At 66.4% G+C, this 8,726-nt stretch carries 5 protein-coding genes and 1 tRNA gene; 3 read left to right on the top strand and 3 right to left on the bottom strand.

Going from position 1 to position 8,726, the window contains the following annotated elements; genetic code table 11:
* Nucleotides 1-202: 202 nt before the first annotated feature.
* Nucleotides 203-276, bottom strand: a tRNA-Arg gene (locus LSI54_RS10500).
* A 311-nt stretch (nucleotides 277-587) separates the two neighbouring features.
* On the opposite strand from LSI54_RS10500, the gene LSI54_RS10495 reads away from it, so the two are divergent.
* The gene (locus tag LSI54_RS10495; RefSeq protein WP_241465251.1) at nucleotides 588-2,462 is read left to right on the top strand and encodes a phosphoenolpyruvate carboxykinase (GTP); all 1,875 of its coding nucleotides are present in this window, start codon (nucleotides 588-590) and stop codon (nucleotides 2,460-2,462) included.
* Between the two features lie 156 nt (nucleotides 2,463-2,618).
* Here LSI54_RS10495 and LSI54_RS10490 read toward each other — a convergent pair whose 3' ends face one another.
* A complete protein-coding gene (locus LSI54_RS10490) occupies nucleotides 2,619-4,232 on the bottom strand; it encodes a BCCT family transporter (RefSeq protein WP_241478323.1) in 1,614 nt (537 codons plus the stop codon).
* Nucleotides 4,233-4,494: 262 nt separating this feature from the next.
* Here LSI54_RS10490 and LSI54_RS10485 point away from each other — a divergent pair, with 262 nt between their 5' ends.
* Complete coding sequence (locus tag LSI54_RS10485) at nucleotides 4,495-6,114, top strand: SLC13 family permease (protein WP_241478322.1); 1,620 nt, start codon at nucleotides 4,495-4,497, stop codon at nucleotides 6,112-6,114.
* A 70-nt stretch (nucleotides 6,115-6,184) separates the two neighbouring features.
* Nucleotides 6,185-6,976: a carbon-nitrogen hydrolase family protein gene (locus LSI54_RS10480; protein ID WP_241478321.1), complete on the top strand. Its 792-nt coding sequence runs from the start codon at nucleotides 6,185-6,187 to the stop codon at nucleotides 6,974-6,976.
* A 4-nt stretch (nucleotides 6,977-6,980) separates the two neighbouring features.
* Here LSI54_RS10480 and LSI54_RS10475 read toward each other — a convergent pair whose 3' ends face one another.
* The gene (locus tag LSI54_RS10475; RefSeq protein WP_241478320.1) at nucleotides 6,981-8,699 is read right to left on the bottom strand and encodes a flavin monoamine oxidase family protein; all 1,719 of its coding nucleotides are present in this window, start codon (nucleotides 8,697-8,699) and stop codon (nucleotides 6,981-6,983) included.
* Nucleotides 8,700-8,726 lie beyond the last annotated feature (27 nt).

Raw genomic sequence — 8,726 nt, 5'->3', positions numbered from 1 at the left:
AAGCACCTATCGGACCTGCGACCTACGGCACGGCTGCGATTGCTGAGGAGGGTCTCTGGGGCCGTTCAGGATGGGCAGGAAGGCCGTGACACGCCGGGGCTATACACACATTTGTTCCTATAACCCTGCGTCAAAGTCTCGGGGCAAAAAAGAACACCCTCTGAATCAACAGATTCAGAAGGTGTTCTCAGAGGATCTTCGGTGCGCCCAAAGGGATTCGAACCCCCGACCTTCGGTTCCGTAGACCGACGCTCTATCCAGCTGAGCTATAGGCGCATCTTCATTTTTCACTGCCTGACCGTCAAGCGATCGCGACCTAGAAGACTATACACGGCACCTCCGGGGCCGACAAATCCTTCGGGTCCCGCTGGGAAGACCGGAGCGCCGTCGTCGTTGTTTACAGTCCCGTCATCTGAGAACGCTACAGTGGTACGTAGCTGGTCCCCATCGGTGTTGACGGGGATGCAGGGATGAGTGCGCACAGTGCTGTGAGCACCCGGGGCATCGATGATGTTCCACGTCCTTGGGTCCTGGTCTCACCAACCAGGAGGGGGTCAGAACGAACCTGTACCCAATGGAGGGAAACAATGGTCAACACCGTTGCAACGGCGCCCGGTGCGAATGGATCGACTGGATCAGGAACCACGGATCCTGAGATCACGGCCGATGCTCCCACAACACATGCCCCGCTGCTGACCTTCGTCCAGGAGATCGCAGCTCTCACCCAGCCCGACCGGATCCACTGGGTGGACGGATCCGAGACGGAGCACCGCACACTCACCGACGAACTGGTCGAGTCCGGGACCCTCACCCGCCTCACCAGCCCAGACTTCCCCAATTCTTTCGCCGCATTCTCAGATCCCGCCGATGTGGCCCGCGTGGAGTCCCGCACCTTCATCTGCTCCGAGAACGAGCGCGACGCCGGCTTCACCAACAACTGGGTCGACCCGGCGGAGATGCGCGAGAAGCTGAGCGGCGTGTTCGACGGTGCGATGCAGGGACGCACCATGTACGTGATCCCCTTCGTGATGGGCCACCTCGACGCTGAGGACCCGAAGTTCGGGGTGGAGATCACCGATTCCGCCTATGTGGTCACCAGCATGCGAATCATGGCCCGGATCGGCACCGATGTGCTGCGCAAGATCGAGGAGCTGGACGCGTTCTTCGTGCCAGCGGTCCACTCGGTCGGCGCCCCCCTTCAGCCAGGTCAGCGCGATGTCCCCTGGCCGTGCAACGACGAGAAGTACATCGTGCACTACCCGGAGACTCGGGAGATCTGGTCCTACGGCTCCGGCTACGGCGGCAACGCCCTGCTCGGGAAGAAGTGCTACGCGCTGCGGATCGCCTCGGTGATGGCCAGGGACGAGGGCTGGCTCGCCGAGCACATGCTCATCCTCAAGCTCACCAGCCCTGCCAATCGCAGCTACTTCATCGCCGGCGCCTTCCCCTCGGCCTGCGGCAAGACCAACCTCGCGCTGATCGACCCCACCCTTGACGGGTGGAAGGCCGAGACCCTCGGTGATGACATCACCTGGATCCGGCCAGGCCACGACGGCGAATTCCGCGTGGTCAACCCGGAGTCGGGCTACTTCGGGGTCGCCCCGGGCACCGGATGGCACACCAACGCCAATGCGATGCGCGCCATCGCCAAGGGCAACTCGGTGTTCACCAACTGCGCGCTCACCGACGACGGCGGCGTCTGGTGGGAGGGCATGACCGAAGAACCTCCGGCACACCTGACCGACTGGCGCGGCGAGGACTGGACCCCGGACTCTGATCAGCCGGCGGCACACCCCAATGCTCGGTTCTGCACCCCGATCGATCAGACCGACATGCTCGCCCCGGAGTACTTCGAGCCCAACGGCGTGAAGCTGGACGCGATCCTCTTCGGTGGACGGCGCAAGACCACCGTCCCGCTGGTCACCCAGGCCCGCGACTGGAAGCACGGCATCTTCTTCGGCGCCACCCTCTCCTCGGAGACCACCGCCGCAGCCGAGGGTGCGGTGGGCAATGTCCGCCGCGACCCGATGGCGATGCTCCCGTTCATCGGTTACGACGCCGGGGACTACCTCAAGCACTGGGTGGAGGTCTCCGGTGAGGCTGACCAGTCCAAGCTGCCCGAGATCTTCCTGGTCAACTGGTTCCGCAGGGGCCGCGACGGAAAGATCTCCTGGCCCGGCTTCGCCGAGAACTCTCGGGTGCTCAAGTGGGTCACCGAACGCCTGGAGGGTGCCGGCAAGGCCGTTGAGACTCCCATCGGCTTCACCCCCACCATGGATGGACTGGATCTGACCGGGCTGGACATCACCCCGGAGGCGCTCGAGGACTCGATCACCGTGCACCGCGACGAATGGGTCACCGAGCTCGAAGGCATCGACGAGTGGTTCGCCGAGTTCGGCGACTCGCTGCCGGAGTCCATCGCGGCTGAGAGCGAAGAGCTGCGCCGTCGTCTGACGCCTTGAACTGAGGTCTCAGAGTCGACGTCCCTGAACTGTGACGGTTCGGAGCTGAGGCGCTGAGCTGTTGAAAAGGCCCGGTCCGCGCGTTCCACGCGCAGACCGGGCCTTTTCTGCGCCCCTGGCGGTTGCGCAGAGCACGCACAGACGGCGGGAGCAGGGCTAGTTGTGCTGACCGGCTCCGACCGGCTGCCGAGGCGCAGCGTGACTGATCCCGGTGAAGCGGGCGTCCCCGCGCAGCTGCTTGATCAGCGAGATGCCGAGCAGGGTGACGATGACGGTGAACGGCACCGCCGAGAGCAGCGCGGTCTGCTGCAGCGCCTGCAGGCCGCCGGCGATCAGCAGGACGATGGCGCAGAGACCGGTGAGCAGGCCCCAGATGCCCAGCATGGGTCGACTCGGGTGCATCGAGCCTCGGGAGGAGAGCACGCTGAGCACGAAGGTGTTCGAGTCTGCGCTGGAGACGAAGAACAGGACCACCATCGCCACGGTGAGCACCGAGGTGATGGCCGTGAGCGGCAGCTCGCCGAGCAGCGCGAAGAAGGTCACGTTGGTGTCCTGCAGGGTTGCCTCGCCGAGGCTGGTGCCGGAGAACATGTCGAAGTGGATCGCGGATCCGCCGAAGATCGTGAACCAGAGGCTGAAGACCAGGGTCGGCACGCCGAGCACCGCGACCACGAACTCGCGGATGGTGCGCCCCTTGGAGATCTTCGCCAGGAAGATTCCGACGAAGGCGCCCCAGCTCAGCCACCAGGCCATCATGAAGTAGGTCCACCACTGCATCCACTGCAGGTCCTCGGGGGTGCCCGGGGTGAGCATCGCGACCATCGGGAACTCTGCGACGAACTGTCCCATGGAGCGGAAGTAGAGGTTGCTGATGAAGCCGGTCGGGCCGACGATCAGCACGAAGAGGCCCAGTGCGGCCGCGGCGAGCATGGTGGCCTTGCTGATCCACTTGATGCCGCGGGTGACCCCTGACATCGCGGAGAGGGTGAAGACCACGGTGATCCCGGCGATGATGACGACCTGCACGAACAGATCGGACGGGATCCCGGTGAGGCTGTTGACCCCCTCGGCGATCTGCGCCGCGCCGAGTCCCAACGAGGTGGTGGTGCCGAAGAGCGTCGCGATGATGGTGAAGATGTCGATGAGCTGACCCGCCCATCCGTCCATGCTCTTGCCCAGCACCGGGCGCAGCATCGGGGAGATCAGCCCGGTGTTGTGCCGACGGTGGGTGGAGTAAGCGATGGCCAGACCGAAGACGCCGAACAGCGCCCAGGCGTTGGGGCCCCAGTTGAAGTAGGAGAACTGCATCGCACGCACGGCGGCGTCCATGGTCTCGGGCTCGGCGAGCCCATGCGGAGGCACCATGAAGTGGCTCATCGGTTCCGCGGCACCGTAGCTGATCAGTCCGATGCCCATCACGGTGCCGCAGATCATCGCGATCCAGGACCAGTTGCTGAACTCAGGACGATCGTGATCCTCGCCGAGCCGGATCTTCCCGAACCTGCTCAGTCCGAGGTAGACCATCAGCACGATGCAGCCGGCGGTGACCGCGAGATAGGCCCACCCGATGTTCTGTGAGGACCAGTTCGAGGCCGCGGCCATCACCAGGTTCAGGTGTTCCGGGACAAATGCGGCCCAGAGCACGAAGCTCAGCAGCGCGGCCACCGAGACGACGAAGACTCCGCTGGGTCGGGAGCTGCGTGGGACTCGGCTGACACCGTTTCGCTCGGTGTCCGGCTCCGCTCTGGGGGGCGTTTTCTGGCTGTTCATCGGTGACCCGCGTCCTTGGCTCAGCGAACAGAGCCAACAGCCCGCCGCGACGAATGCGCGGGCGGCTGCCAGAACATCGGGGACAAGCATACTGAACCTCGCCCGCCTGGCGGCACCATGCTGCCCCCGGCTCGGCGGGCCTGTGGGTGTTTCTCGGCCCGTGGCCCTAGTCAGCTCACCGAACGTGCTCTAGGTTATGAGCCACACGTGATATCTGTCACATGTTTCGGTGGGTGGGGCATCAGAAGGTGGGGGCAGAACCATGGGTGATGATTCCGGGGGTGCAACAGGACGGCAGGCCCCGCGTGGGGCTGTCGTCGACGACGCGGGTCCCGTGAGGTCCCCGGCGAAGACCTGGGCCTTCCGAGGCCTGGGCGTGGTGCTGGCCATCCTCGTGTGGTCGCTGCTCGGCGCAGCCGAGATGTCTGGCGACGCTCGGCTGGTGGCCGGGGTGGCGATCCTGATGGCGGTCTGGTGGATGACCGAATCCATGCCGCTCTCGGTCACCTCGCTGCTGCCGATCGTGTTGTTCCCGGTGCTCACCGCACTGGAGGTCGCCGAGGTCACCGCGCCCTACGCGAACCCGATCGTGTTCCTGTTCCTTGGTGGCTTCCTGATTGCCATCGCGATGCAGAAGTGGAACCTGCACCGCCGGATCGCGCTGCTGACGCTGCGGCGGGTCGGCACGCACCCGCGGCAGATCATCCTCGGGATGATGATCGCCACCGCATTCCTCTCCATGTGGGTCTCCAACACCGCGACGACCCTGATGATGCTGCCGATCGGGCTCAGCGTGCTGACCCTGGTGGTGGAGAACAGCCGGAACACCGGCACCCGCGCCGAGAACGAATCCATGACCGAGGAGATCCGCTCCGGCAAGGCCATCAGCGACGTCATCGACGACCGCGATGTGCGGATCTTCGGGGTGGCCCTGGTGCTGGCGATCGCCTGGGCCGCCACCATCGGCGGGCTGGGCACCCTGCTGGGCTCCCCGCCCAACGCGATCGTCGCGGGCTACATCAGCGAGGAGCTCGGCCGCACCGTGGGCTTCGCCCAATGGATGATCCTCGGCGTGCCGATCGTGGTCGTCTTCATCGGCCTGTCCTGGCTGATCATCACCCGGCTGATGTTCCGCTTCAAGCTCGACGAGATCCCCGGCGGCAAGAAGCTGATCAACGACGAGGTCTCCGCCCTGGGACCGATGAGCCAGGGCGAGAAGGTCGTGCTGAGCGTGTTCATCCTCGCCGCATTCTGCTGGATCGTGCCGGGCTTGCTCTCCGGGATCGGCGACATCGGCACCCAGCTGCCCTGGCTGGAGCTCTTCGACGACACGGTGATCGCCATCGGTGCCGGCGTGCTGCTCTTCCTGATCCCCGGTGACAAGAAGGGCAACATGACCCTGCAGTGGAAGGACGCCGAGGAGGGACTCCCCTGGGGCGTGCTGCTGCTCTTCGGCGGTGGCCTCTCCCTGGCCGCCGCGGTGGCTGCGACCGGCCTGGACGCCTGGTTCGGTGAACAGGTCAGCGGACTCGGCGCACTGCCGATCATCCTGCTGCTGGCCGCGGTCGTGACCATCGTGCTGCTGCTGACCGAGATCACCAGCAACACGGCCACAGCAGCCACTTTCATCCCGATCCTCGGCGGAGTCGCCGTAGGCATCGGGGTGGACCCGGTGACGCTGCTCATCCCGGCTGCACTGGCCGCGACCTGCGCATTCATGCTGCCCGTGGGCACCCCGCCGAATGCCATCGTCTACGCCACCGGCTACGTCAAGATCACCGAGATGGTCCGCGGCGGCGTCGTCCTCAACGTCGTCGGCATCATCTTGATCACCATCTTCACCGTGCTCCTGGGCCCGCTCGCCTTCGACATGGTGTTCTAGGCAATGGCGCTCCAGCGACTTCCTCCACGTCCTTCCCCGTGAGCGCAGAAGGTCGGGGGATACTTGGCGCATGCGAATCGCACTGATGCAGCACACCGCCCGACCCCTGGAGGCCGAGCGCAATCTGGGCCTGATCGACGACGCCGCGGCTCAGGCGCGCGAGCAGGGGGCGCAGCTGCTGGTCACGCCCGAGCTCTTCGCCTTCGGCTACGTCCCGGCGCAGATCCGCGCACAGGTCGGCGCAGAAGAGGTCGACGCCGCCCGCGCCAGGCTGCGCGGCATCGCCCGGGACCGCGAGATCGGCATGGTGTGGTCCCTGCCTGGCGGTGAGGCACCGGATCAGCGCGGGATCACCGCTGATCTGGCCGATGAGCACGGAGAGGTGCTCACCAGCTATCAGAAGGTCCAGCTCTACGGGCCCGAGGAGAAGGCGGCGTTCGCACCGGGGGAGCAGCCACCACCGGTGATCAGCTGGCGCGGACTCAGACTGGGCCTGCTGGTCTGCTACGACGTGGAGTTCCCCGAGATGGTGCGGGCCGCCGCGGTCCGCGGCGCCCAGCTGCTGCTGGTGCCCACCGCCCTGGCCGGGGACGAGGCCTCCGTCCCTGGGATCCTGCTGCCCGCGCGCGCGCTTGAGAACGGTCTCGCCCTGGCCTATGCCAACCACTGCGGCCCGGAGGGTGGGCTGGTGTTCGACGGGCGCAGCGTCGTCGTCGGCCCCGCCGGTCAGCGTCTGGGGGAGCTCGGTGCGGAACCGGGGCTGCTGGTGGTGGATCTGCCCGAGATCACCGAGGAGTCAGCGCCCGGCAGCGCGGACTACCTGCAGGACCGGCGCGCGGACCTGCATCGTCACTGGCTCTAGCCGCTCAGTCCAACCGCACCGGGGCCAGCTCATCCCAGACGTCACCCGGACCGGGATTCTCGCGGGTCGCGGCGCCGCCCAGATGGTGCAGCACCCCCCAGACCGCGTTCAGCGCGGTGGTCACCGCACCGTCGGCCCAGCCGGCGGTGAACGAGATGTCATCCCCGGCGAGGAAGACTCCGCGCTGGTGCTCGGGCAGTCGGTCCTGGACGAAGTGCCCGAAGAGCCGCTCCTGATAGCGGTAGTGACCGGGCAGGTTGTTCTTGAAGGCACCCATGAAGTTCGGGTCCGCCTCCCAGGAGACCGTGATCGGCTCACCGATCATATGCGCGCCGATGTCCACCCCGGGATAGATCTTCGCCAGCGAGTGCAGCATCAGCCGGGTCCGCTCGGCGGCGTCCAGCGGCAGCCACTTCAGGGCGTCGTCGTTCCAGGTGTAGCTGAGCAGGATCGCCGCGGGCCGGTCGGGGCCCTCATCCAGCAGGTAGGTGGCGCGGGGGAGCCGATCGGTCAGCGTCATAGACATCACCGGGCGCCCGGTCTCGGGGTCGACGTCCCGCCAGAAGGGCCGGTCCACCATCACGAAGGTCTTCGAGGAGAGCATGTAGTGGCTCTTCTCGATCGCGGTCCACATCGAGGGGGCGAAGAGGTTCTCATCGGTGTCGATGCGCGCCGAGAGCAGCCAGGACTGGCAGGTCACCACCGCGGCGGCGAACTCCTGGGTGCGGCCCCATTTCTCGGTCACCCGCACCCCGCCGCCGGGCAGCGCAGGGTTGGTGCCGCGATGGATCCCGGAGACCGCTCCGCGCGGGGCTCCGCCGTGCAGGGACTCCAGCGAGGTGCCAGGCGTCCAATGCTGCAGCTCGGAGGGGCGGTGCTTCCACAGCTGCACCGGAAGCCGCTGGGCGCCGCCGTCGATGCTGCGATGGTGATCATCGGCGCCGGTGAACACGACTCGCAGCACCTCGAGGATCGAATTCGTGAAGTCGGTGTCCCAGCCCCCGCTGCCGAACCCGACCTGGCCGAAGGCCTCCAGATGTTCGAAGCTCAGGTCCTTGAACGCCTGGGAGGAGGTGAGGAAGCCGTAGAAGGACTCATCGTCGAAGCGCTCCACCAGCTGGTTCCAGAGCCGCTTCAACGAGGTGACATCGCGCTCGCAGATCGCTTGCTGCACGGCCGCCAGGTCCGCCTCCTCGGTGAGGGCGCGCTGCCAGGCCTGCGCCACCTCGGCGAAGAAGGGCGGCAGGTGGGTGGCGTCCTCGGCGTAGTGCGACTGGCCCTTGAGCTCGATGACCGTGGAGGGAGCCGCCGCGGTGAGTGGATTGGGGAACTCACGGGTCGGCAGACCCAGCAGGTCCACATAGTGATAGAACGCCTTTCCCGACGTGGGGAAGCGCATCCCGCCCAGATCCGCCACCACCTCCGGTGCTGCGGCGAAGGATTGGGTCTTCAGCCGACCGCCGATCTCCCCGGCCTCGAAGATCACCGGCTTGAGTCCCAGCTTCATCAGCTCGTAGGCGGCCACGACGCCAGCCAGCCCGGCCCCGATGACGGCCACCTCGGTGCCCTGAGCCTGCTCCGGGATGGCGCCCAGCCCTGCAGGGTGCTGCAGGTAGTGGTCGTAGCTGAAGGGGAAGTCCGGATTCAGCATGGTGAGCGTCGCCTCCCCGAGGGCGGCGTCTGCGGGATCGGGGGTCTCAGGCAGCGGGCTGGAGAGCGTCATGAGGTCAGCCTATGTCTGCGAGACAGC

The organism is Nesterenkonia sp. AY15 (genome assembly GCF_022565855.1).
Taxonomy (GTDB): Bacteria; Actinomycetota; Actinomycetes; order Actinomycetales; family Micrococcaceae; genus Nesterenkonia.
Note: the sequence above shows the minus strand (reverse complement) of the source record. Positions and strands in the feature narration are given on the sequence as shown.

What these genes read in the sequence shown, in the direction of transcription:
- LSI54_RS10495 (WP_241465251.1), top strand. Translation starts at nt 588, where the DNA reads ATGGTCAACACCGTTGCAACGGCGCCCGGTGCGAATGGATCGACTGGA.
- LSI54_RS10490 (WP_241478323.1), bottom strand. Translation starts at nt 4,232, where the DNA reads ATGAACAGCCAGAAAACGCCCCCCAGAGCGGAGCCGGACACCGAGCGA.
- LSI54_RS10485 (WP_241478322.1), top strand. Translation starts at nt 4,495, where the DNA reads ATGGGTGATGATTCCGGGGGTGCAACAGGACGGCAGGCCCCGCGTGGG.
- LSI54_RS10480 (WP_241478321.1), top strand. Translation starts at nt 6,185, where the DNA reads ATGCGAATCGCACTGATGCAGCACACCGCCCGACCCCTGGAGGCCGAG.
- LSI54_RS10475 (WP_241478320.1), bottom strand. Translation starts at nt 8,699, where the DNA reads ATGACGCTCTCCAGCCCGCTGCCTGAGACCCCCGATCCCGCAGACGCC.